Raw genomic sequence first — 21790 nt, 5'->3', positions numbered from 1 at the left:
ACCGCGAATGCAGTTCAAACGGCACGCAATGATTCTGGCTTCGGCCGTGGCGGCGACCTTTCTCGCCACGGAGCCGGCTTACGTGCATCCGCACGTCTTCGCCGAGGCCCGCCTCGACGTGATCCTCTCTGCGGATCACCAAAGTGTGAAAGCGCTGCGTCATCTCTGGCGTTTCGACGACCTGTTTTCGAGTACGGTGATGATGGAGTTCGACAAGAACTCAGACCTGAAGCTTGACGACAAGGAGCTGAAGGATGTCGCCGACACCGTTCATGCCTCGCTGGCCGAATTCAACTATTTCCAGCTCGTCACGCAGAACGGCAAGGATGTGACGATGGTGCCGCCGCCACATTTGATGGCCAATTTCGACAACGACCAGCTGATCATCCTGTTCGAGTCGGAACCCAAGGTGCCGATCAAGCTGACCGGCACGATCGACATCGGCGTCTACGATCCGACGTTCTATACGGCGATCGACTTTACCGAGGATTCCAACATCACGGTCGAAGGCCTGCCGTCGAACTGTACGAAAAAGGTGATCCGTCCGGATCCGGATGAGGCCATCAAGGAAAACCAGAAGACCTTGACCGATGCCTTCTTCAACGACCCGACAGGCACCGACATGAGCAAGATCTTCGCCACCAAGCTCGAACTGACCTGTCAGCCAGAAGGATGAAACCGGTGACGAAACCGTCCCTGCGTTTGGCACTAGGCCTGTTGGCCCTCACCTTTGCCGCGATGCATTTCGCCAATGCCGCCCATGCCCAGTCTTCGCTCGGCATCGGCGTCAATGACGGCATGGCGCCGACCACCGGTCCGTTCGCCCACATCCTGATGTGGATCAATCTGCGGCAGCAGGAATTCTACCGCGCTCTTGCCGGTGCCATGAAGGCCATGCGCCAGGATGGCAGCAAGATCTGGATCCTCATCGGCCTGTCCTTCGCCTACGGCATTTTCCACGCCGCCGGTCCCGGCCACGGCAAGGCGGTGATCTCCTCCTACATGGTCGCCAATGAAGTGGCGCTGCGGCGCGGCATCCTGTTGTCCTTCGTCTCGGCGCTGCTGCAGGGCCTGACGGCGATTGTGGTGATGCTGCTTGCCTATTTCGTCCTGCGCGGCACCACCATCTCGATGACCGACGCGGCATGGTTCATGGAGATCATGAGCTTTGCCCTCGTCACCCTGTTCGGCGCCTGGCTCTTGTGGCGCAAGCTCGGCCCTTCCATCCTGCGCCTGTTCGGCAGGGCGCCCGCCTATAGCCTGTCGGCGGCGCATGCCGGCCATTCGCACGGCGGCCACTCGCATGCTGGCCACGCGCACGCGGGTCATTCCCACGCCGGCCATTCGCATGCCGCGCACGGCCATTCGGCGCCTGCCCATTCGCACGCGCTGCGAGTCCATGACGATCACCACCATATGCATGACCATTCGGCGCATGATCATCACGACCACGGCGCGCATGACCATGGTCACGGAGCGCACGATCATGCGCATTACGATCATGCCCATCATGACCATGCCGTGGGCGAGGTTTGCGAAACTTGCGGCCATTCGCACGCGCCCGATCCGGCGCTGCTGTCGGGCGACCGCTTCGACTGGCGCACCGCCTGGTCGGCGGTGGCGGCCGTCGGCATCCGCCCCTGCTCCGGCGCGTTGATCGTGCTGAGCTTTGCCCTGCTCAACGGGCTCTGGCTCGGCGGCCTGCTGTCGGTGCTGGCAATGTCGCTGGGAACCGCCATCACCGTCTCGGCGCTGGCGACGCTGGCCGTGACCGCCAAGAACTGGGCGGTGTATTTCGCCGGCAACGGCCGCATGGGCAACCGCATCCATTCGATCGTCGAGATCGGCGGCGCAGCTTTCGTGTTTCTGTTCGGATTGTTGCTGCTGTCGGCCAGCCTGACCGGCAGCGTCTAATCCCGGACGGGAATCTTCCCGCCGAGTTCATCCTCGATATGCGCGCGGATAATCTCGTCAAAGCTCTTCTCGGCGCTGAAGCCGAGTTCCCGTGACCGCCGCGCCTCGAACCGGGTCGGCCAGCCCTTGACGATCGCCCAGATCGTTTCGTCCGGCACCTCGCGGATCAGCTTTGCCACCTTCGGCCCAGCGATGCGCTCCAGCGCCTCGATCTGCTCGCCGACGGTGACGGCGACGCCGGGCATCGTCAGGTTGCGGCGCGGCCCGACCGCGGCGCCGTCAATCCCCGCGGCATGGATCAGGAAACCCACCGCCGAGCGCGGACTCGCGTGGGTGTGGACGACGGAGCGCGGCACCGGCAGGATCGCCTCGTGGCCGCTCAGCGGCTCGCGGATGATGCCAGAGAAGAAGCCGGAGGCCGCCTTGTTCGGCGCGCCGGGCCGCACGCAGATCGTCGGCAGACGGATGCCGATGCCGTCGAAGAAGCCGCGCCTGGAATAGTCGGCCAGCAGCGCCTCGCTCATCTGCTTCTGCGTGCCGTAGGAGGTCAGCGGCGTCGGATGGAATTCATCGGGAATGACGTCCGGGAACGGCGCACCGAACACCGCGATCGACGAGGTGAAGACGACGCGCGGCGCAAAGCCCGCCAGGCGGATGGCATCGAACAGCGCGCGCGTGCCGTCGAGATTGACGCGATAGCCGAGATCGAAATTCGCTTCCGCCTCGCCCGACACGATGCCGGCAAGATGGAAGACGACATCGGGGCGCGACGAGACCAGGCTCTCGGCGGCACCCGGCGCGGCGAGATCGCCGGTATGGGTGCTGATGGTGACGCCAGCCATGGCCGGGGCCTCCGGCGGCACGATATCGTGCAGATCGAGCGCGGTGATCGTCTTGCCGCTGAGCTGTCCATCCTTGGCCAGCCGGGCGATGAGCTTGCGGCCGACCATGCCCGCGGCGCCGGTGATCAGAATGCGCATGTCAGAATTCCCTTACTTGCCCTGATTTTTGCGCTGGGTGCGCGCGCGCAGCCAGAACACGAGGAAGAACGCCAGCACGAAGACGATGCCGAAGATGCCGGCCAATACGGTCGAAAAACTGCCGAGAGCCAGCATCACCGTCGGCAGGTAGAAGGCCGCAATGCCGAAAAGAAGCATGATCCACAGCGCTGCGATAGCCGCATTCCTGGTGTCGCGGTCCATCAGGCCGCACCGGGGCAGCGGGCATTCGTCGAGCTGACTTTCAAGGCTGTGGAACTCCTGTGACAAGGCCGATCGATAGCAATGGACCGGGCCTAGTGATAGTGGCGGTGATGCGGGGCCGCATCATGTGCATGACCGTGGTCGTCGCTTTCATCGGCGCACTGGCCGAATTCCGGTTCAACCGTGGCATGGCTGATGCCGTGCTCGCTGGCAAGCCGCTTCTTGATCGTGCTCACCGCTTGATGCGCGTCGACGCCCTCGTCGAGGCAGGCATGCAGCGTCGCCATGGTGCTGGCGCCGTCGAGCGACCAGATATGCATATGGTGCACCTCGCGCACCCCCTTGACCGCATTCTGGATGTCGGCCGCGATCAGGTCGCGGTCAAGGCTTGGCGGCACGCCTTCGAGCAGCACATGGGCGGCGGCACGCATCAGCGACCAGGCCGTCGACAGGATCAGCAGCGAGACCAGCACCGACAGGATCGGGTCGATCGGCGTCCAGCCGGTTGCCAGGATGACGATGGCCGCCACGATCGCCGCGGCCGATCCGAGCAGATCGCCCAGCACATGCAAGATGGCGCCGCGCATGTTGAGGCTCTCGCGATCACCGCCATGCAGCACCAGGAAGGAGCCGATATTGACCAGCAGGCCGAGGATCGCCACCACCAGCATCGGTCCGCCCAGCACCGGCGCAGGCGCTTCAAGACGCCCCCAGGCTTCATAGACGATCCACAGCGCGATGACGAAGATCGCGATGCCGTTGGTATAGGCCACCAGTGTCTTGACCCGGCCGAAGCCATAGGTGAGTCGTCCCGTCGCCGGTCGCCCGGCGAGATGGAAGGCGTACCAGGCGAGACCGAGCGCGATGGCGTCGGCAAGCATATGGCCGGCATCCGCCAGCAGCGCCAGCGACCCGGTGAACAAACCGCCGAGCGCCTCCGCCACCATGAACCCTGCCGTCAGCCCGGCCGCGATCAGCACGCGCCTCTTGTCGGTCGAACCATGCACATGGCCAGCGCCGTGATCGTGCCCGCCGTGATCGTGGGTATGCGCCAATGGCTACTCCCGTTACGCGCCGAAGCTCACGCCCCGAATTCCGCGCGAAAATCCTCGAGCCGTCGCTTCTGCTGGCCGGCGCCATCGAAATTGGCCGGATCGAGCCACGCTTCGTAGGCCCTTCGCAAGGCCGGCCATTCCTTGTCGATGACCGAATACCATGCGGTGTCGCGGTTTTCACCCTTGACGATGAGGTGCTGGCGGAAAATGCCCTCGAACTTGAAGCCGAACCGTTCGGCGGCCCGCTTGGATGGCTCGTTGCGGTTGTTGCACTTCCATTCGTAACGGCGGTAGCCGAGCGCGTCGAAGATGTATTTCATGAACAGGAACTGCGCTTCGGTCGCCGCCGGCTTGCGCGAGATCAGCGGGCCCCAATAGATGTTGCCGATCTCGATGACGCCATACACTGGATCGATGCGCATCAATGTCTGGCGCCCGGCGACCTTGCCGCTGGCCTTGTCGATGATGGCGAAGAACAGCGGATCCTCGCTCGCCTCGGCCTTGTCCAGCCATGGCTGGAAGGCCGCACGGGTTTCCGGCGGATAATCTGGCAACCAGGCGAAGCGGCCGTCGACATCGGACACGGAAGACGCTTCATAAAGTCCATCGCCGTGCTTTGCGGCGCTCAGCGGTTCAAGCCGGACATATCGGCCGTCGATCGCCTTGCGCTCCGGACGCTGGCGTGGCTGCCAATCCGTTAGATTTTCCGACACCAGACACTCCAATCCGTTTGACTTTTGCGGCCCAAGGCTCACAAAAACGCGACCCAACAGGAAGAACCACACGGACGGGAAAAATGCTCCACACGATTTCGGCCTTCGACCGTCTCGGCGAGGAAAATGCCTTCGCGGTGCTCGCGAGGGCAACCGCACTTGCCCAACAGGGCCGCGACATCGTCAACCTCGGCATCGGCCAGCCCGACTTCAAGACGCCGCAGCACATCGTCGAGGCGGCGATCAAGGCACTGCGTGACGGCCACCATGGCTACACGCCGGCCAACGGTCTTCTGGCAACGCGCGAGGCGGTGGTACGCCGCACGCTGACCACCACCGGCGTCGAGGTCTCGCCCGAGACAGTGATGATCCTGCCCGGCGGCAAGCCGACCATGTTCGCCGCGATCCTGATGTTCGGCGAGCCGGGCGCCGAGATTCTCTATCCCGACCCCGGCTTTCCCATCTATCGTTCGATGATCGAGTTCACCGGTGCGGCACCAATACCGGTGCCGATGCGTGAGGAGAACGGCTTTGCCTTCTCGGCCGAGGAGACGCTGGCGCTGATCACCCCGAAGACCAGGCTCTTGATCCTCAACTCGCCGGCCAACCCGACCGGCGGCGTCACGCCGCGCGCCGAGATCGAAAAGCTGGTCAAGGGGTTGGAGAAGCACCCCGACGTCGCCATTATGTCCGACGAGATCTACGACGTGATGACCTATGACGGCGAGACGCATTGCTCGCTGCTCGGCTACCCCGAAATCCGCGACCGGCTGATCGTGCTCAACGGCTGGTCGAAGACCTGGGCGATGACCGGCTGGCGCATGGGCTGGTCGATCTGGCCGAATGGCGACAAGGGCGCGCATCTCTACGACAAGGTGCGCAAGCTGGCGGTCAATTGCTGGTCCTGCGTCAACGCGCCCAGCCAGTTCGCCGGCATCGCGGCCATCGACGGGCCCCAGGACGACGTCGACACGATGATGCGCGCCTTCGACCGCCGCCGGAAGGTCGTGGTCGAGGGCCTGAACGCCTTGCCCAACATTTCCTGCATCACGCCCAAGGGTGCGTTCTACGCCTTCCCCAATGTCTCGAAGACCGGCTGGAAGGCCAAGAAGCTAGCCTCCGCGCTGCTCGACGAAGCCGGCGTGGCGCTGATCGGCGGCCCTGATTTCGGCATTCTCGGCGAAGGCTATGTCAGGCTATCCTACGCCAATTCCGAGGAGAACATTCTGCGCGCGCTGGAGCGGATCGGAGCGTTCCTCGCCAGGTAGATTTCAAAGCAGGCCGGTGCCCTTTCCAGGCAGTTTGCGGCTGGCCGCCATGACGGTGTCATGATCCGTCCGGAGGCTCGAGGCCGAGACTGTGCGTGCATGTCGGGAAGGGGTACCGTCCCAGAAACAGGATCGAACGGGGACGCCGGATGTTTTATGCAATCCTTGCCTATCACGTGGAAGGTGTGATCCAGGCGATGACGCCGCAGGAAGATGCGGCGTTGATGGCCGACCTGCTTAGGATCAACACCCGGCTTCATGAGGAAGGCACGCTTGGACCGTCGGCGCGTCTGGGGGCGACAGCGGACGCCTGCACGCTGCGCGGCCCTGGCGACGGCACGATCATCGACGGCCCTTTCGCCGAGACCAAGGAACAGTTGCTCGGCCTCTATATCGTCGACTGCGCCAAGCGAGACGAGGCTATCGCGATCGCCCGAGACCTTCGCCGCGTAAATCCGACCGCGGTCTACGAGATCAGGCCCATCATGCTGTTCAAGCCGGGCGTGCCGCTGGCCGGCAAATGAGCCGGCGGCGAAAGCGCGGCCAGCGTCCGCCGCTCACCCGCGTCCCACGAACGGCATCTTGGTCGCCATCACCGTCATGAACAGCACATTCGCGTCGAGCGGCAGGCTAGCCATGTGGACGACGGCATCGGCAACGCGCTGCACATCCATCACCGCTTCGGCTGATATCGAGCCGTTGGCCTGCGGCACGCCGACGGTCATCGGCTGCGCCATGTCGGTCAGCGCGTTGCCGATATCGATCTGGCCGCAGGCGATGTCGTAGGGGCGGCCGTCGAGCGCCAGCGTCTTGGTCAGCCCGGTAATGGCATGCTTGGTCGCCGTATAGGGCACCGAGCCAGGGCGTGGCGCATAGGCCGACACCGAGCCATTGTTGATGATGCGACCGCCCATCGGCCGCTGCTTGCGCATGGCGCCGAACGCGGCGCGGGCGCACAGGAACGAACCGGTGAGATTGACGCCGACGATATCGTTCCACACCTCGACCGGGATCTCGTCGATCGGCGTCGACTTGTAACCCATGCCGGCATTGTTGAAGAGCAGGTCGACGCGGCCAAAGGCTTCCGCCACCGTCTCGAACAGGTCGTCGACCTCGCCGGCCTTGCTGATGTCGCAGGCAACCGCCAGTGCTTTGGCCTCGGTCGGTCCGGCCTCGGCGACGGCGGCATCCAGCACGGATTTGCGGCGGCCGCAGAATACCGTGTTCCAGCCTTCCTTGAGCAATGCCGTGGCGACGCTCTTGCCGATGCCCGTGCCGGCGCCGGTGACGATGGCGGTTCTTTGCTCGGTCATATCTATCCTCCGGCCGCGCCGCGCGTGCCTAACGTATCTTCGGGATCTGGCTCGGGAAGAAGGCATCGCAAATGGCGGTAGCGATGGCAAGCGCAGCCGCCGGCGCATGCCGTCGAAAAGTGGAAGCCGGTTTTTGAAGGAGCCTTGCAAGGGCCGACAAAAAGGGCGGTCATTGGCGACCGCCCTGATCTGAACCGGGCTTGGGAGGAGGAAAGCCGATCCGACTGTGTAGAATCATGCGCTTCCTGAGTTAACGAAAGGTTAACGCCGGAAAAGGCCGCCTGTGCCGATTTGGCCTACCAGCGCGGATTGGGCGAAGTCCCTGCCTTTGCTGCCGGAACCTTGGCCGCCGAAACCGTCGCCTCGACATGGTCGACCAGCGCGTCCGGCAGGCCAAGCCGGCCGGCGAGCAGGTCGAGATAGCCGCGCTCGGCGCGCGTGTCGGGATCGATGGTGAGGCGCGATGCCGTATAGAGTTCAAGCTTCTGCGCGTCAGTGTGGGCGCCCGCCACCAGCGTGTCGAGGTCGAGCGGGCTCTCCAGCTCCGCCATCAGGAATTTCTCGGCATCGGAGCCGATCCCCGAAAGGCTAAGCTTGCCGGCGATCTTCTTGCGCTCCTCGTCGTCGACATGGCCGTCGGCCTTGGCCGCCGAGATCATCGCCCGCACCAGGGTCAGCGTGAATTCGTCCTCGCCTTGCGGCGCCTGCGAGGGATGGAAGGCGGTGTCCCTGGGGGGCGGCAGCAATTCCGGCTCGCCGGCGGCAGGCGTCTGCTCCGGCGCGTTGCCGGCCTTGTAGTTCTGATAGGCCTTGTAGGCGAGGCCGCCGATCGCTGCCAGGCCACCGAGTTTCACCGCCGCACCGGTCACTTCGCGGCCGGCACCGGTCCCAAGCAGCACCGCCGCCAGGGCACCGGCGGCCAGTGGGTTATCCTTGGCCATCTGCACGGCCTGTCCCGCCTTGTCGCGGACGGTGCCGCTGGTGCCGGGAATTTGCGAGCCGAGGAGATCGTCGAGAAGCTTCTTGGGATCGAACATTCAGTGCCTCCAGCTTTTGCCCGGCCGAACGGGCAGGTTTCGAACGCCGAAGACGTAGGTCCCGAAGCTTGACATTGCAATGACAGGCGGCCGCTTTGCCGGGGGCTCCGATGCCCCGGGGGGTCACGACCCGATATGCGGCCCCTTGCCGCGCGCTTGCGCCAGCTCGACCTGCCGCTGGCGCTCTGCATAGCGCTGGCGGTCCTCGTCGCTACGGGCGTCGAAGCAATGCGGGCAAGAGACACCGGCGGCATATTTTGGCGACGCGAGCTCGCCTGCCGTCAGCGGATGGCGGCAGGCGCGGCAAAGCTCGGCATCGCCCTCGGCGAGGCCGTGCGACACCGAAACCCGTTCGTCGAAGACGAAGCACTCGCCTTGCCACAGGCTCTCTTCGGCCGGAACCTCTTCGAGATATTTGAGGATGCCGCCCTTGAGGTGGAACACGTCCTCGAAGCCGAGCGACTTGACATAGGCGGTGGCCTTTTCGCAGCGTATGCCGCCGGTACAGAACATCGCCACCTTGCGCCCCTCGAGTTCCGCCCGATGCGCCTCCACCCAGGCCGGAAACTCGCGAAAACTCGCGGTCGCCGGATCGACCGCACCCTTGAAGGTGCCGATCGACACCTCGTAGGCGTTGCGCGTGTCGATGACGATCGTGTCGGGCTCGGAAATCAGCGCGTTCCAATCGGCGGGCACGACATAGGTGCCGGCACTGGTCGCCGGGTCGATCGTCTCGACGCCCATGGTGACGATCTCGCGCTTCAGCCGCACCTTCATGCGGTGGAACGGCATTTCCACGGCTCTGCTGTACTTGACCTCGAGGCCCGCCAGCCCGTCGACGGTTTCGATATGACAGATGAGCTCGGCGATCGCCGCTTCGCTGCCGGCGACGGTGCCGTTGATGCCTTCATGCGCCAGAAGCAGCGTGCCCTTGATGCCGCGCCCGCAGCAGAAGGCCGCGAGCGGCGCGCGCAGCGTCTCGAAGGCGTCGAGCCGGGCGAACTTGTAGAGCGCAGCGACGCGGACTGGCTGGGATGGTGCGGACGGTGTCATTGCCAGAGCAACTAGACGCTCGTAAAAGCCGATTCAAGGTGAAACGGCTCGGCGGCTTGTCTTCGGCACCTGTCATGGCGGTGTCGGACAAGAGCCGATAAGCTGTGCGATGGTGCGTGACATCGCGACGCGACCGGTTTCGTGGACAGGCCAACACCCGTCTGCTAATCGGTTGAAATCACCTTTGAGATGGAGAGACAGATGCCAAGCAAGACCGAAAAACTCCTGTCGCTCCTCAACGGCCAGCCGGTCATTCCGGTGCTGAAGATCAATGATGTCGCCAACGCGGTGCCATTGGCCCGTGCCCTGGCACGCGGCGGCCTGCCGGCGATCGAGATCACGCTGCGAACCGCGGATGCGCTGGAAGCGATCCGGCGGGTTGCGGCCGAAGTCGAGGAAGCCATCGTCGGCGCCGGCACCATCCTCGACAGCAGGCAGTTCGATGAGGCAGCCAGCGCCGGCTCGCGCTTCATCGTCAGCCCCGGCATCACGCGCGAGCTTCTGGCGGCCGCCGCCGACAGCGAGGTTCCATTGCTGCCCGGCGCGATCACGCCCGGCGAGATCATGGCTGCGCGCGAGGCGGGCCTGCGCTTCCTGAAATTCTTCCCAGCCGAACAGTCTGGTGGCATCGCTTCGCTGAAGGCCTTCGCCTCGCCGCTCGCCGATGTCAAATTCTGCCCTACCGGCGGCATCACCGGCAAGAACGCCGCCGACTACCTCAGCCTGCCTAATGTCATCTGCGTCGGCGGCTCCTGGGTCGCGCCCGACGACATGGTGAAGGCCGGCAAGTGGGACGAAATCGAAGCGCTCGCACACGCCGCCAGCCAGCTCAGGAAATAGCCGGTCCCCATTCACCAGGGCAACGAACCGTTCTCATCGAAATAGCCACCGGTGGGGCCGCCGGCCTCCAGCGTCGCCAGTTGCACGATGATCCCGGCCGCCTGCTGGACCGTACGGCCGCCCTTGTTCGCATTGAGATCGGTCGCGGTGTAGCCGGGAGCGGCGGCGTTGACCATGATGCCGCGCGAAGAAAGCTCCTTGGCGAAGGCCACCGTGATGGAATTGAGCGCTGTTTTGGAGCTGCCATAACCCATGACATTGAGCGACTGGCCGTTGCCGGCGGCGCGCGCGATCGAGCCGAGATAGCTGCTGACCATGACGATTCGGGCGGCGGGCGATGCCAGGAGCAGCGGCAGGAAGGCTTGGGTGACGCGAACCGGGCCGAAGACGTTGACGTCATAGGTGGCCTTCATATCAGCGACATCCTCGCGGCTTGGCGGCCGTTCGTAACGGCCGTTGGGACCGAGCGCGTCGACATAGCCGGGCGCGATGCCGGCATTGTTGACCAGCACGTCGAGGCTGGAGACCCGCGCCGTCAAGGTTCTGGCCGCGGCCGCTACACTGTCGTCGCTGGAGACGTCGAGTTCGAGCCATTCGACATCGAGCCCGTCGTCACGCAGCGCCTTTGCCGCGGCCTCCCCGCGCCCGGCATCGCGGGCGCCGAGCCAGACCTTGAAGCCCGTGCCCCCCAGCCGGCGAACCGTCTCGAGGCCGATGCCCTTGTTGGCGCCGGTAACCAGCGCATTCATTTGCGTCGTCATTTCCATGTCTCCTTCTGTGAACCCAGAAATGACGTGCGCCCGCCAATTTCGCACGCCGGATACTCGCGCACTCTTGCCTAATCCTCTCAACCGGTTGCGCGACCCGCGTGGATCGGCAATGCTGAAGACATGGAAGCAATCTTGCAGGAATTGATCGCAATCGCTGGGCGTCATGCGCATGGGCGACGCACCAAGACAGCCATCCCGCGTGTCACCATTGGCCGCAGCGAGGTTGCGACCCCGCCGCTGCCCGAGCTTTGCCAACCGACGGTATTGCTCGTGCTGCAGGGGACGAAGGCCGTGCTGATCGGCGACCGCACGCTTCGCTATGGCGCCGGCAGCTATTTTGTCTACGCGGTGGAGACACCCGCCACCAGCCAGTTGATCGAAGCAAGCAGCGCCCGCCCCTATGTGGCCATCGCCTTCGCCCTCGATATCGAGCTGATCGCCAGCCTGCTTATCGACCACAAGCAGGCGGTCGATGGCGACAGCTTCGTGACCAACCGGGCCGATGACGAACTGCTCGATGCATGGCGCCGGATGCTGAGGCTGCTCGATCGGCCAGCCGAGATTCCGGTGCTCGCGCCCATGCTCGAGCGCGAGATCGCATTCCGCCTGCTGCAAGGCCCGCAAGGGGCGAAGCTGCGCGAACTCGCACGCGCTGACGGCCGCCTGGCACAGATCCGCCGCGCCACCGCCTGGATACGATCGCACTGCAACGAGCCGGTCGACGTGACGGAACTGGCCGCGCTCGCGCATATGAGCAACGCTTCGTTCCATCGCCACTTCAAGGCGGCGACGGCGATGAGCCCGATCCAGTATCAGAAGCAGGTCCGCCTGCTGGAGGCGCGTCATCTGCTGATCGCGGAGCCGGGCAACGCCACGCGTGTTGCCTTTGCCGTCGGCTATGAGAGCGCCTCCCAGTTCAGCCGCGAATATGCGCGCCATTTCGGGCTGCCGCCGGCGCGCGACGCCGCACGGCTTCTGGCCAGGCGCGAAACAGCGACGCTGGAAATAGACTAACCTAGATCCTGGAGAAGGGTGAAACCGTTACCCGCCTGGAACATCTGAAACCATCCGAGACAGATCCGTCCGGCGGTTCCATCAAACGGGCAATCACGAAGCGATCTTGGAAAGCCCGCGATGACTTTCCACCAGCTCGGAGCCAACACGCATGAACCGCGTGAGGCGGCAAACAAAAAAACCGGCCGGCTTCCGCTGACCGGTCCTTCAAAATCGAATTTAATCGATCAGTTGCAGACCTTGACCTCTCTGGTCACCTTGTGATGGTGCTTCCAACTCGTGACCACCCTGGTGTGGCAGTGCTTCTTCATTATATGCATATGATTGTGGGTCTTGACGACAACGGTCTCTGCCTGTGAGGGAGCGATGGCCGCCGAAGTGGTTGCCAGCGCAATGACCGATGCCAATAGAATGTTCTTCATGGATATCCCCGGGGGTTTGAACGTACCCACACTAACCAGGTGATCAGCAAGCCGTTCCGGCCTCACGAGAAGTTCAGCCGCGCGTGATCTCGCAGGAGCGAGGCGCCGCATGCATCACGCCTTCGGAAAGCCAGAAGCCGCGCCGGTTGCCCGGCGCGGCTTCTTGCGTTTCTGGTCAGCCGGTTACTTCGTCTGGAAGCGGGCGACCGACATGAACTTGACTGCATTGCCGGTGAAGCGATTCACGTCGGCCACTTCGTTGCTCGCCTGGAAGCCGGCCGTATAGACCTCGCTCGGCGGCGTATGCACGATATTGTAGGCGTAGCCCGGCGCCGTCGTCGCGCTCGAAACGGTGGCGACGTTCTCACCGCTGGTCAGCGCCCAGCGGGCGGCCTGCGGTGCCGCGGCGACCACCATGGCCCTGGGGCCGGGCTTCTGGTCGCGAGCGGTGGCCCTGGCTTCCTTGCGGGTCGTCTTCACGCCGGCGCCAATTGCTGCGGCCGGATCGGAACCGGCCGGACGGGCGGCAACGGCCAGACGCGGCGATGCGGCATCGACGCCAGACGGATCGTTGAAGGCCGAGCGCGGCTCTTCAGCCAATGACGCGACCTTGTATTCGTCGGCATTGCCGACCTGGGCCCCGACTTGGGCATTGGCCTCCTCGAGCACCGCCTTGACGGCGTCGGGCTTGGCCGGCTCGGGCCGCGCCGACGGCAACACCGAGAACGCATCCGTCGCGGTCTTGCCCTGTTCGGCCGTATCCGCCAGCGCCATCAGCACATCCTTGCTGGGCGGCGTCGGTGCGAGTTCCGCGGGCAGCGTGCGTTCGGGACGCCATGTCGGCAAGGGGATGTTGTTGACCGCAACCTGCGCCGGATCGGCGGCGGCGGCAGCCGCCAGCGCCGCAGGGTCAGACTTGCCGAAAGGCATGTTCGCCGGCGCCTGCGCGGTCGCAACGGCTTGTTCAGTAGTCGTCGTCGCGTCCGCCATGGCGAAGGGAACATTCTCAGGCTGCGCGCCGACATCCACCTTCGGCCGCGGTGCAAAATCCGGCAGCGGAATTTCCTTGGCCGGCAGCGCGGCAATGATCGTCTCGGGCGTATCCTGTTCCGGCTCCGGCGCCTGTTCGTCGGCGACCTGCGGAATGTCGGCGCGCTGCGCGTTCTCGGGCGCCACGATGGCGATACCCGGCAGGTTGCTGCTCTTGGCGGTCGCGGCCGGCTTCAGGTTCCTGGGCGCCGGAGCAGCCGAAGCGGTCTCTACGTCGGCGCTGTCGTCGGCCTCGTCTGCGCCGCCACCGCCGAAGAGGGCAGAAAGGAATCCGCCGGACTTCTTGCCGCTGCCGCCGGCGCTGGCCAGTTCGATGTTGGGTGTGCCCGAACCTTTGCGCGACTTGTAGGAGGCCAGCGCCTGTTCATAGCCGGGCAACGGCCGGCCGTCGCTCGGCACATGCAGCGTCTTGCCGTTGGGAAACAGGCTGACCAGTTCCTGGCGGCTGATGCCGGGCCAGTGGCGCACATTGCCGACATCCATGTGAACGAACGGCGAACCGGAAGTCGGATAGTAGCCGACGCCACCGCCCTGCATCTTCAGGCCGATATTGCGCAGCTTCTTCAGCGGCACGCCGGGAATATAGAAATCCATCGCCTTGCCGAGCATATGCTGGCTCTTCTCGGCGACACCGCGGCTGCGGCTGCGCAGCATCGAGTTGGTCGACGGCGAACGGTAACCGCAGACGACCTGGATATAGTCGGTGGCGCCGCTTTCGCGATATGCTTCCCAGACCAGGTCGAGCAGGCGCGGATCCATCTTGGTCGGTTCATTGCGTCGCCAGTCGCGCAGGATGATGTTGATCTTGCGCAGGCCCTCGGGAATGTAGCGGCCGTTTCGCTTGTAGACGATCTCGGCCTTTTCGTGCGTGTGGAGGTGATAGAGCTTCAGCGAACGAACTTCGGCCTGGGCGCCGGTGGCGGCCGCGGCAACAACACCAAAAGCGACGATCACCGCTGCCAGCCATCTCGGCCAGACGCTCAAATGATTATGACGCCCGTTTCTGAATCGTTCGATTCTGTTCAAATCAAAAGGCCTTGCAGGCTGCCGTTTGTCCCCGGATTTGCCCAAACGGACGTGTGGTTTTCACATCCGAATATCGATCCTAATGGTTAATCATCGCTTATTGAAGCCGAAATGCGGTAACACCATGGCGATATCCCGTCAAAAATTGTTCACAAGATTTCTTGGTAAACCGCTGGTTTAGATCAGGATTCCGGTTTTGGCCGAACACGATCTGTTACCGTTAGCCTTAATGCGTGAACAGGCATGTCCACAGCGTCGCCCTATTTCAGCCGAACCGGCCGATACAGGGCCAAATCTGGCATTGCAGGCTGGTCTGGGCCTTGCGTCCGATTCAGGACGCGAGGCGATCGACGCGTCCGGTTTCCGGGTCGATGCCGTATTCCTTGAGCTTACGGTAAAGCGTCGAACGGCCGATGCCGAGGCGGCGCGCGACTTCGCTCATCTGGCCGTTGTAGTGGTCGATGGCGAGCTTGATCATCTCGAGTTCGACATCGGCCAGCGCCCGCACATTGCCGCGTTCGTCGAGCGCCCGCAGTGTGCCGAACCTGGGCTGAAGCACGGCCGGCCGATCCGGCTCAGCCGTCGGCACCTCCTCGTCGAGCGGTCCAGGCGGCGATGAAAACTGTGGTGTCGCATCGTCCGTTTCGAGGTTGACGGTGCCTTCCACCTGCGCACGAATCTGCGGAAAATCGTCGACATCGAGCACGTCGCCGCCACACAGCACCGAGGCGCGGAAGACGGCGTTTTCCAACTGCCTGATGTTGCCGGGCCAATCATAGGCCTGCAGCACGGCAAGGGCTGCGGCCGAAATGCCTTGCAGGCGGTGGCGCGGGTCGGCGGGCGCTACCTTTTCCATGAAATGCGTGACCAGATGCGCAATGTCGTCACGACGGTCGCGCAGCGGCGGCACGAAGATCGGGTAGACGTTGAGGCGGTAGAACAGATCCTCGCGGAATTTGCCGTCCTTGACCTGCTGCAGGAGGTTGCGGTGCGTCGCCGAAATCAGCCTTATGTCGACCTTGACGGTCGAGCGGCCGCCGACCGGATCGACCTCGCCCTCCTGCACCGCCCGCAACAGCTTGACCTGCACGTCGAGCGGCAGGTCGCCGATCTCGTCGAGGAACAGCGTGCCCGAATGTGCCTCGACGAACTTGCCGGTGTGCTTGTCGGTGGCGCCGGTGAACGAGCCCTTCTCATGGCCGAACAGGATCGATTCGACCAGATTGTCTGGAATGGCGCCACAATTGACGGTGACGAAGGGTTTCGAGCGGCGGTCGCCGCTGCCCTGGATGGCGCGTGCCACCAATTCCTTGCCGACGCCGGATTCGCCTTCGATCAGGATGGGAATGTTTGAGGCAGCCGCTTTCTGTCCGAGGCGTATCACCCTGTCCATGGCCGGACTGTGGGTAATCATGTCCTTGAAGGTCAGAAGCCCGCCGCGCTTGCGCGATGTGCGCTTGACCTCGCCTTCGACCGCTTCGACCTTGAGCGCGTTGGCGATCGAGGACTGCAATCTTTCGGGCGAAGCCGGTTTGACGACGAAATCGAAAGCACCATGGCGCATTGCCGAAACCACGGTTTCGATGCCACCCTGCGCGGTCTGCACGATGACCGGAACGGTGATGTCACGTTCGCGCATCGCCTTCAGCACGCCGATGCCGTCAAGACCGGGCATGACCAGATCGAGGATCACCACCGAGATGTCGCGGGCGCCAGGGCCATCGAGCACTTCGAGGCCGGCGGCACCGCTATCGACGACGATTGCCGTGTGGCCGAACCGCGTCACCGCCGCCTCGAGAAGCCGGCGCTGCACCGGATCGTCATCGACTATGAGTATGGAACCTGTCATGACTGTCTTGAACTGCCCGTGCCCGAAATCCCCATGGATCATCTTGGCACAGGGTTCTAAATAAGGTTTCAAAAAACCCGGTGAACGAATTCCTTAGGATTTGACCGGCTTCCCTGTTCCCCCTGATTCTGCTGCTTGATTCTGACCCCATAATCCACAGAAGGTATTGTCGATGCGCATGATGTTTGGTCGGCGGCTTGCGGCACCGGCGTCCGGTCAGGGCGCGGCCGAGCTTGGCGATCTGCCGGAATGGAACCTTGCCGACCTCTATGCCGGCATGGAAGCCCCGGAACTGAAGCGTGACATAGCCAAAGCCGCCGCCGACGCAATCGCCTTCGAGACTCGCTGGAAGGGTACGCTCGCCGCCGAGGCCGGGCGCGGCAGCGCCGGCCGACTGGGCGAGGCGCTGGTCGCCTACGAGGCACTTGAGGAACTGATCGGCCGCATCGTCTCCTATGCCGGCCTCGTCTATGCCGGCAACACCGCCGATCCGCAGCGCGCCAAGCTCTATGGCGACATCCAGGAGAAGATGACCGATGCCAGCGCGCATCTGCTGTTCTTCGCCCTCGAACTGAACCTGATCGATGACGCCGCGATCGAAAGCGCCCTCGCCGCCGATCCGGCTTTCGGCCACTACCGGCCTTGGGTCCTCGACCTGCGCATGGACAAGCCCTACCAGCTCGAGGACCGCGTCGAGCAGCTTTTCCACGAGAAGTCGATCACCGGACGTGGCGCCTGGAACCGACTGTTCGACGAGACGATGACTGACCTTCGCTTCGACGTCGATGGCGAGGACATGACGCTGGAGCCGGCGCTCAACCGCCTGCAGGATGCCGATGGCGAGGTGCGACGGCGCGCCTCCGAGGCGCTGGCCGCGACCTTCCGCAAGAATTTGCGCACCTTTACCCTGATCACCAACACTCTGGCCAAGGACAAGGAAATTTCCGACCGCTGGCGCGGCTTCGAGGACATCGCCGATTCACGCCATCTCGCCAACCGTGTCGAGCGCGGCGTGGTCGATGCGCTGGCCACCGCGGTGCGGGAGGCCTATCCACGCCTGTCGCATCGCTACTACGCGATGAAGGCCCGGTGGCTCGGCATGGAGGTGATGAACCACTGGGACCGCAATGCGCCGCTGCCCGAGACCCCCCAGGCGGTGATCGGCTGGGACGAGGCCAGGAACACCGTGCTCTCCGCCTATCAGCGCTTCTCGCCGGAGATGGCCGAGATCGCGCGCACCTTCTTCGACCGCAAGTGGATCGACGCCCCGGTTCGCCCGGGCAAGTCGCCGGGCGCGTTCGCCCATCCGACCGTGCCGTCGGCGCATCCCTATGTGCTGCTCAATTACATGGGCAAACCGCGCGACGTGATGACGCTGGCGCACGAGCTCGGCCACGGCGTCCATCAGGTGCTGGCCGCCGGCCAGGGCGCGCTGATGGCGTCGACGCCGCTGACGCTGGCCGAGACGGCGTCCGTCTTCGGCGAGATGCTGACCTTCCGTTCGCTGCTCGAGCAGACGACCGACCGGCGCGAGCGCAAGGCCATGCTCGCCCAGAAGGTCGAGGACATGATCAACACGGTCGTGCGCCAGATCGCCTTCTACGAATTCGAGCGCAAGGTGCATGCCGAGCGCCGCAACGGCGAACTGACATCCGACAGGCTCGGCCAGTTCTGGCTGGAAGTGCAGGCCGAAAGCCTCGGCCCCGCGATCAAGCTGCGTGACGGCTACGAAGTGTTCTGGACCTACATCCCGCACTTCATCCACTCGCCCTTCTATGTCTACGCCTATGCGTTCGGCGACTGCCTGGTGAACTCGCTCTACGCCGTCTATCAGAACGCCGAGCGCGGTTTTCAGGACAAGTATTTCGAGATGTTGCGCGCCGGCGGCACCAAGCATCATTCGCAACTGCTGGCGCCCTTCGGTCTCGACGCCACCGATCCCGCCTTCTGGCAGATCGGGCTCGGCGTCATCAGTGGCCTGATCGACGAACTGGAATCCCTCGACAGCTGAGACACCTCTCGCATGAACAGAACAGTTTAGCCGGAATGCATGTTGGGATCGAACTATTCTTGCGCTAAATATTTGTTCTAGAACAACTCTAGGCGGAAGTTTTTCCCATAGCTTTCCACAAGCCCTATGATAGCCTTCGCTGCAAGCTCAGCCGGAGCGCATGCGGATCGGCGAGGGAAAATCTCGGCCGGCCGTGACGCTCAGGCGAACGCGACAACGGTCGTTGGCCATAGGCAAGCAAAGCCGAGCGCCGACGGCTCGAACCGAAGCCGGCAGTTCCGTCCATCAGCGGAACCATCATCGAGTAGTCCATCGCCGAAGGTCATGACCCACGGCAGACGGATCTGACTGGAGAGAGACAATGGGCACTTTTTTCTACGTGGTCCTGGCGTTCCTGGTAGGCGTGTTGGTCGGCTGGTTCATCTGGGGTCGCCTGCGTGGCGAACTCGACAGCCTGCGCGGCGACCTCGACCGCACCCGCGGCGAGCGCGACAGGCTGCGTGCCGACAGCGACCGCCTCACCGGCGAACTCAATGCATGCGGCAAGACCCGCGCCGATCTCGAGCGCCAGTTGCGCGATGCGGGAGCCGGCGCGGCAAAGGCCGCCAGCCAGCCGCCAGCAGCGTTGATGTCGACGCCGGCCGCGGCCAAATCCGCTCCGGCAGCGGCCAAGCCTGCTCCTGCCAAACCAGCCGCGAAGGCCGCGCCGGCGAAAGCCGCCGCCGCCAAACCCGCGAGCAAACCTGCGGCCTCCGCCACCTCGGCGGCAAAGAGCTCGGCCGCGCCCAAGCCGGCAGCCGCCAAGAAGGCTGCGCCGCCGGCGGCCAAACCGACGGCGGCCAAGCCAGCAACGGCCAAGCCCGACAATCTGCGCCGGCTGATCGGCATCGGCCCGGTCAACGAGAAGCTGCTCAAGGCGCAAGGCGTCACCACTTTCGCCCAGATCGCCGCGTGGACCGCAGCCGACATCAAGCGGATCGAGGATGTGATGAATTTCGACGGTCGCATCGCGCGCGAACGCTGGATCGACCAGGCCAAGCTGCTTGCCGCCGGCGACGAGAAGGAATTCGCCAAGCAGTTTCCGACAGCCGGAACCGCCAGCAACACCTGAGCGGAAGGGCAGATCATCAAGCTGGCGGTGCCAGAAGGTCCGCCAGTTGGTTTTTGCCGGCAGCGCCCGCGCAGGTCGGCCCAAAGGTTGGCCCGGAAAGTCAGCCCAAGAGGTCGGCCCAAAAGGTCGGCTTTGAGGGGCAAGGTGCCGTTCCCTCGATTGCATGCGGCCGGCCCCCCATATAGAGCGGTCGACGGCTTCATCGATCCCGGTTCCCATGTCCCTGCCCGCCGCCATTTTCCGCAACGACGAAAGCGCGCGCCAGCTCGTTTTCGACCGGCCGGCCGACATCATCGTCGCGCATGCGGCAAAGGACTTTCCTGCGGCATTGGAAGCAGCGCAGGCCGCCCACGACGCCGGCAAGTGGCTGGCCGGCTATTTCTCCTACGAGGCCGGTTATCTGCTGGAACCGAAACTCGTTCCCTTGCTGCCGGGTCGGCGCCGCGCTCCTCTGGTCTGTCTCGGTGTCTTCGATGCTCCGGTCGACGAGCCCGTGCAGCCGCGCGACGCAGCGGCGACCAATGGCCCGATCTTCGACGCAAGGGCAGACTGGTCGTTCGAGGACTACGAGAAACGCTTCTCGCGGCTGCACCAGCACATCAGGCAGGGCGATTGCTACCAGGGTAACCTGACCTTTCCGGTGCGGGCGCAATGGTCGGGCGATCCGCTTGCCGCCTTCGATGCGCTGACCGAACGCCAGCCGGTGAAATATGGCGCGCTGGTCGCCCTTGGCGATCCCATCGTACTGTCGCGCTCGCCCGAACTGTTCTTCGAGATCGATGCCGCGGGGATGATCGAGACGCATCCGATGAAGGGCACCGCCCCGCGCGGCGCGACCAGGGACGAGGACGAGCGGCAGAAGAACTTCCTGCGCAATGACGAGAAGAACCAGGCCGAGAACCGGATGATCGTCGACCTCCTGCGCAACGATATCTCGTTGATCAGCGAGGTCGGCACGCTGGAGGTGCCGGAACTGTTTCGCATCGAGAGCTACCCGACGGTCCACCAGATGGTGAGCGACGTCAGGGCGAAGCTGCTGCCGGGACTGTCGATCCGGCAGATCTTTGCAGCGCTCTTTCCTTGTGGCTCGATCACCGGCGCGCCCAAGATCCGCGCGATGGAGATCCTGCACGATCTGGAAGGCACGCCGCGCGACGTCTATTGCGGCGCCATAGGCTGGATCGCGCCCGGCGGCACGATGCGCTTTTCCGTGGCGATCCGCACCATCTCCCTCTTTGCCAGTGGCGAGGCCGTCTACAATGTCGGCGGCGGCATCGTCTTCGATTCGACACCTGAGGAGGAGTATCAGGAGTGTCTGCTCAAAGCCCGCTTCGCGACGGGAACGCCGCCAGTGTCCCGATTCTGAAATTCGTATTCGTTTGATACAAGGGGCAAAGCGAATTTCAGAATCGAAAGCACACTGGCAAACTAACGAGTCCTAGTGTCGTTCTTGATTTCGAAGTTGGATGAGAGCGTGATGTCAAATTCAGACGAACTTCGAAATCACGACACTAGTTTCGAGCTGATCGAGACCATGCGCTGGGAGCCCGGTCCGGGCTTCCTGCGCTTCGATCGCCACCTTGCACGCCTTTACAGCTCGGCGGCTGAACTCGGCTTTGCCTGCGACCCGCAAAGGATCGCCGAAGTGCTGAGCGACGCGATCGACGGCTCCCGAAACGCTATGCGCGCGCGGCTCGCTTTGGCGCGCGACGGCGCAGCCACCGCCTCGGCGCAACCCTACGAACCGCTCGCCCCCGACAAGGTTTGGATGCTGCGGCTGGCGCGAACGAGGCTCGATTCGCACAACACGCTGCTGCGCCACAAGACCAGCCGGCGGCAACTCTACACCCATGCCCGTTCCGAATATCTCGTCACCCAGGCCGACGAGGTGATCCTGGCCAATGAGCGCGGCGAAATCTGCGAAGGCACCATCACCAATGTCTTCGCCGATTTCGGCGACGGCGTGCTGGCAACGCCCCGTCTCGACTGCGGCCTGCTGCCTGGCGTATTGCGCGCCGAGCTTCTGGATGAAGGCCGGGCGCGGGAGGCGATCTATAGCTACGAAGATCTGAAGTCGGCCAAGGCGCTCTTTGTCGGCAATTCGTTGCGCGGCCTCATTCCCGCAAGGCTGGTGTGATCGGG

The 21790-nt window shown here is 64.0% G+C and carries 21 protein-coding genes; 10 read left to right on the top strand and 11 right to left on the bottom strand.

The window, feature by feature from the left end; all coding sequences use genetic code 11:
* The first annotated feature begins 7 nt into the window (after positions 1 to 7).
* Together A3AU_RS0133745 and A3AU_RS0133740 are read left to right on the top strand one after the other, a co-directional pair.
* Positions 8 to 676 carry a DUF1007 family protein gene (locus A3AU_RS0133745; protein ID WP_027056785.1) on the top strand — a complete coding sequence of 223 codons (669 nt, stop codon included), beginning with the start codon at positions 8 to 10 and terminating at the stop codon, positions 674 to 676.
* Positions 673 to 1914 (top strand): nickel/cobalt transporter, encoded by a 1242-nt coding sequence (locus A3AU_RS0133740; protein WP_027056784.1) that lies wholly within the window; start codon positions 673 to 675, stop codon positions 1912 to 1914. The genes A3AU_RS0133745 and A3AU_RS0133740 overlap by 4 nt, the downstream gene beginning before the upstream one ends.
* Here A3AU_RS0133740 and denD read toward each other — a convergent pair.
* From denD to A3AU_RS0133720, 4 genes are all read right to left on the bottom strand, one after another.
* Positions 1911 to 2894: a D-erythronate dehydrogenase gene (gene denD, locus A3AU_RS0133735; protein ID WP_027056783.1), complete on the bottom strand. Its 984-nt coding sequence runs from the start codon at positions 2892 to 2894 to the stop codon at positions 1911 to 1913. The two genes, A3AU_RS0133740 and denD, sit on opposite strands and share 4 nt — an antisense overlap.
* Before the next feature lie 12 nt (positions 2895 to 2906).
* Positions 2907 to 3119 (bottom strand): hypothetical protein, encoded by a 213-nt coding sequence (locus A3AU_RS0133730; protein ID WP_027056782.1) that lies wholly within the window; start codon positions 3117 to 3119, stop codon positions 2907 to 2909.
* 89 nt (positions 3120 to 3208) lie between these two features.
* Positions 3209 to 4171: a cation diffusion facilitator family transporter gene (locus A3AU_RS0133725; protein WP_027056781.1), complete on the bottom strand. Its 963-nt coding sequence runs from the start codon at positions 4169 to 4171 to the stop codon at positions 3209 to 3211.
* Positions 4172 to 4197: 26 nt separating this feature from the next.
* Positions 4198 to 4884: a GNAT family N-acetyltransferase gene (locus A3AU_RS0133720; protein WP_027056780.1), complete on the bottom strand. Its 687-nt coding sequence runs from the start codon at positions 4882 to 4884 to the stop codon at positions 4198 to 4200.
* An 83-nt stretch (positions 4885 to 4967) separates the two neighbouring features.
* Between A3AU_RS0133720 and A3AU_RS0133715 the strand changes: the two genes are divergently transcribed.
* Positions 4968 to 6152: a pyridoxal phosphate-dependent aminotransferase gene (locus A3AU_RS0133715; protein ID WP_027056779.1), complete on the top strand. Its 1185-nt coding sequence runs from the start codon at positions 4968 to 4970 to the stop codon at positions 6150 to 6152.
* Between the two features lie 149 nt (positions 6153 to 6301).
* Complete coding sequence (locus tag A3AU_RS0133710; protein ID WP_027056778.1) at positions 6302 to 6676, top strand: YciI family protein; 375 nt, start codon at positions 6302 to 6304, stop codon at positions 6674 to 6676.
* Between the two features lie 33 nt (positions 6677 to 6709).
* Here A3AU_RS0133710 and A3AU_RS0133705 read toward each other — a convergent pair whose 3' ends face one another.
* From A3AU_RS0133705 to trhO, 3 genes are all read right to left on the bottom strand, one after another.
* Positions 6710 to 7465: an SDR family oxidoreductase gene (locus tag A3AU_RS0133705; protein WP_027056777.1), complete on the bottom strand. Its 756-nt coding sequence runs from the start codon at positions 7463 to 7465 to the stop codon at positions 6710 to 6712.
* Positions 7466 to 7761: 296 nt separating this feature from the next.
* Positions 7762 to 8502 carry a tellurite resistance TerB family protein gene (locus A3AU_RS0133700; protein WP_027056776.1) on the bottom strand — a complete coding sequence of 247 codons (741 nt, stop codon included), beginning with the start codon at positions 8500 to 8502 and terminating at the stop codon, positions 7762 to 7764.
* Positions 8503 to 8625: 123 nt separating this feature from the next.
* Positions 8626 to 9555, bottom strand: a complete 930-nt coding sequence (gene trhO, locus A3AU_RS0133695; protein ID WP_027056775.1) for an oxygen-dependent tRNA uridine(34) hydroxylase TrhO — start codon at positions 9553 to 9555, stop codon at positions 8626 to 8628.
* Positions 9556 to 9756: 201 nt separating this feature from the next.
* Between trhO and A3AU_RS0133690 the strand changes: the two genes are divergently transcribed.
* Positions 9757 to 10395 carry a 2-dehydro-3-deoxy-phosphogluconate aldolase gene (locus A3AU_RS0133690; protein ID WP_027056774.1) on the top strand — a complete coding sequence of 213 codons (639 nt, stop codon included), beginning with the start codon at positions 9757 to 9759 and terminating at the stop codon, positions 10393 to 10395.
* An 11-nt stretch (positions 10396 to 10406) separates the two neighbouring features.
* On the opposite strand, the gene A3AU_RS0133685 is transcribed toward A3AU_RS0133690, so the two are convergent.
* The gene (locus A3AU_RS0133685; RefSeq protein ID WP_027056773.1) at positions 10407 to 11156 is read right to left on the bottom strand and encodes an SDR family oxidoreductase; all 750 of its coding nucleotides are present in this window, start codon (positions 11154 to 11156) and stop codon (positions 10407 to 10409) included.
* Positions 11157 to 11285: 129 nt separating this feature from the next.
* Between A3AU_RS0133685 and A3AU_RS0133680 the strand changes: the two genes are divergently transcribed.
* Positions 11286 to 12179 carry an AraC family transcriptional regulator gene (locus A3AU_RS0133680; RefSeq protein WP_027056772.1) on the top strand — a complete coding sequence of 298 codons (894 nt, stop codon included), beginning with the start codon at positions 11286 to 11288 and terminating at the stop codon, positions 12177 to 12179.
* Between the two features lie 227 nt (positions 12180 to 12406).
* Here A3AU_RS0133680 and A3AU_RS0133675 read toward each other — a convergent pair whose 3' ends face one another.
* The 3 genes from A3AU_RS0133675 to A3AU_RS0133665 all read right to left on the bottom strand — a co-directional run bounded on the left by A3AU_RS0133675 (position 12407) and on the right by A3AU_RS0133665 (position 16526).
* Entirely contained in the window at positions 12407 to 12601 is a 195-nt protein-coding gene (locus A3AU_RS0133675) for a hypothetical protein (protein WP_027056771.1), read from the bottom strand.
* A 183-nt stretch (positions 12602 to 12784) separates the two neighbouring features.
* Positions 12785 to 14635 carry a peptidoglycan L,D-endopeptidase MepK gene (locus A3AU_RS0133670; protein WP_027056770.1) on the bottom strand — a complete coding sequence of 617 codons (1851 nt, stop codon included), beginning with the start codon at positions 14633 to 14635 and terminating at the stop codon, positions 12785 to 12787.
* A gap of 373 nt (positions 14636 to 15008) precedes the next feature.
* Positions 15009 to 16526, bottom strand: coding sequence for a sigma-54-dependent transcriptional regulator (locus A3AU_RS0133665; protein WP_027056769.1), 1518 nt, complete (start codon positions 16524 to 16526; stop codon positions 15009 to 15011).
* Between the two features lie 172 nt (positions 16527 to 16698).
* On the opposite strand from A3AU_RS0133665, the gene A3AU_RS0133660 reads away from it, so the two are divergent.
* From A3AU_RS0133660 to A3AU_RS0133645, 4 genes are all read left to right on the top strand, one after another.
* Positions 16699 to 18537: a M3 family oligoendopeptidase gene (locus A3AU_RS0133660; RefSeq protein ID WP_027056768.1), complete on the top strand. Its 1839-nt coding sequence runs from the start codon at positions 16699 to 16701 to the stop codon at positions 18535 to 18537.
* Positions 18538 to 18898: 361 nt separating this feature from the next.
* The gene (locus A3AU_RS0133655) at positions 18899 to 19648 is read left to right on the top strand and encodes an NADH dehydrogenase (RefSeq protein ID WP_027056767.1); all 750 of its coding nucleotides are present in this window, start codon (positions 18899 to 18901) and stop codon (positions 19646 to 19648) included.
* Between the two features lie 205 nt (positions 19649 to 19853).
* The gene (locus A3AU_RS0133650) at positions 19854 to 21014 is read left to right on the top strand and encodes an aminodeoxychorismate synthase component I (RefSeq protein ID WP_418001094.1); all 1161 of its coding nucleotides are present in this window, start codon (positions 19854 to 19856) and stop codon (positions 21012 to 21014) included.
* Positions 21015 to 21125: 111 nt separating this feature from the next.
* Complete coding sequence (locus A3AU_RS0133645; RefSeq protein ID WP_027056765.1) at positions 21126 to 21785, top strand: aminotransferase class IV family protein; 660 nt, start codon at positions 21126 to 21128, stop codon at positions 21783 to 21785.
* Positions 21786 to 21790 lie beyond the last annotated feature (5 nt).

The organism is Mesorhizobium erdmanii USDA 3471 (assembly GCF_000472705.1).
Taxonomy (GTDB): Bacteria; Pseudomonadota; Alphaproteobacteria; order Rhizobiales; family Rhizobiaceae; genus Mesorhizobium; species Mesorhizobium erdmanii.
The sequence above is the reverse complement of the archived record's forward strand: the minus strand, read 5'-3'. Positions and strand labels throughout refer to the sequence as shown.

Bases quoted from the DNA above. Each gene is read 5' to 3' on its own strand.
- A3AU_RS0133745 (WP_027056785.1), top strand. From the start codon at position 8: ATGCAGTTCAAACGGCACGCAATGATTCTGGCTTCGGCCGTGGCGGCG.
- A3AU_RS0133740 (WP_027056784.1), top strand. From the start codon at position 673: ATGAAACCGGTGACGAAACCGTCCCTGCGTTTGGCACTAGGCCTGTTG.
- denD (WP_027056783.1), bottom strand. From the start codon at position 2,894: ATGCGCATTCTGATCACCGGCGCCGCGGGCATGGTCGGCCGCAAGCTC.
- A3AU_RS0133715 (WP_027056779.1), top strand. From the start codon at position 4,968: ATGCTCCACACGATTTCGGCCTTCGACCGTCTCGGCGAGGAAAATGCC.
- A3AU_RS0133710 (WP_027056778.1), top strand. From the start codon at position 6,302: ATGTTTTATGCAATCCTTGCCTATCACGTGGAAGGTGTGATCCAGGCG.
- A3AU_RS0133705 (WP_027056777.1), bottom strand. From the start codon at position 7,465: ATGACCGAGCAAAGAACCGCCATCGTCACCGGCGCCGGCACGGGCATC.
- A3AU_RS0133700 (WP_027056776.1), bottom strand. From the start codon at position 8,502: ATGTTCGATCCCAAGAAGCTTCTCGACGATCTCCTCGGCTCGCAAATT.
- trhO (WP_027056775.1), bottom strand. From the start codon at position 9,555: ATGACACCGTCCGCACCATCCCAGCCAGTCCGCGTCGCTGCGCTCTAC.
- A3AU_RS0133690 (WP_027056774.1), top strand. From the start codon at position 9,757: ATGCCAAGCAAGACCGAAAAACTCCTGTCGCTCCTCAACGGCCAGCCG.
- A3AU_RS0133685 (WP_027056773.1), bottom strand. From the start codon at position 11,156: ATGACGACGCAAATGAATGCGCTGGTTACCGGCGCCAACAAGGGCATC.
- A3AU_RS0133680 (WP_027056772.1), top strand. From the start codon at position 11,286: ATGGAAGCAATCTTGCAGGAATTGATCGCAATCGCTGGGCGTCATGCG.
- A3AU_RS0133675 (WP_027056771.1), bottom strand. From the start codon at position 12,601: ATGAAGAACATTCTATTGGCATCGGTCATTGCGCTGGCAACCACTTCG.
- A3AU_RS0133665 (WP_027056769.1), bottom strand. From the start codon at position 16,526: ATGACAGGTTCCATACTCATAGTCGATGACGATCCGGTGCAGCGCCGG.
- A3AU_RS0133660 (WP_027056768.1), top strand. From the start codon at position 16,699: ATGCGCATGATGTTTGGTCGGCGGCTTGCGGCACCGGCGTCCGGTCAG.
- A3AU_RS0133655 (WP_027056767.1), top strand. From the start codon at position 18,899: ATGGGCACTTTTTTCTACGTGGTCCTGGCGTTCCTGGTAGGCGTGTTG.
- A3AU_RS0133645 (WP_027056765.1), top strand. From the start codon at position 21,126: ATGTCAAATTCAGACGAACTTCGAAATCACGACACTAGTTTCGAGCTG.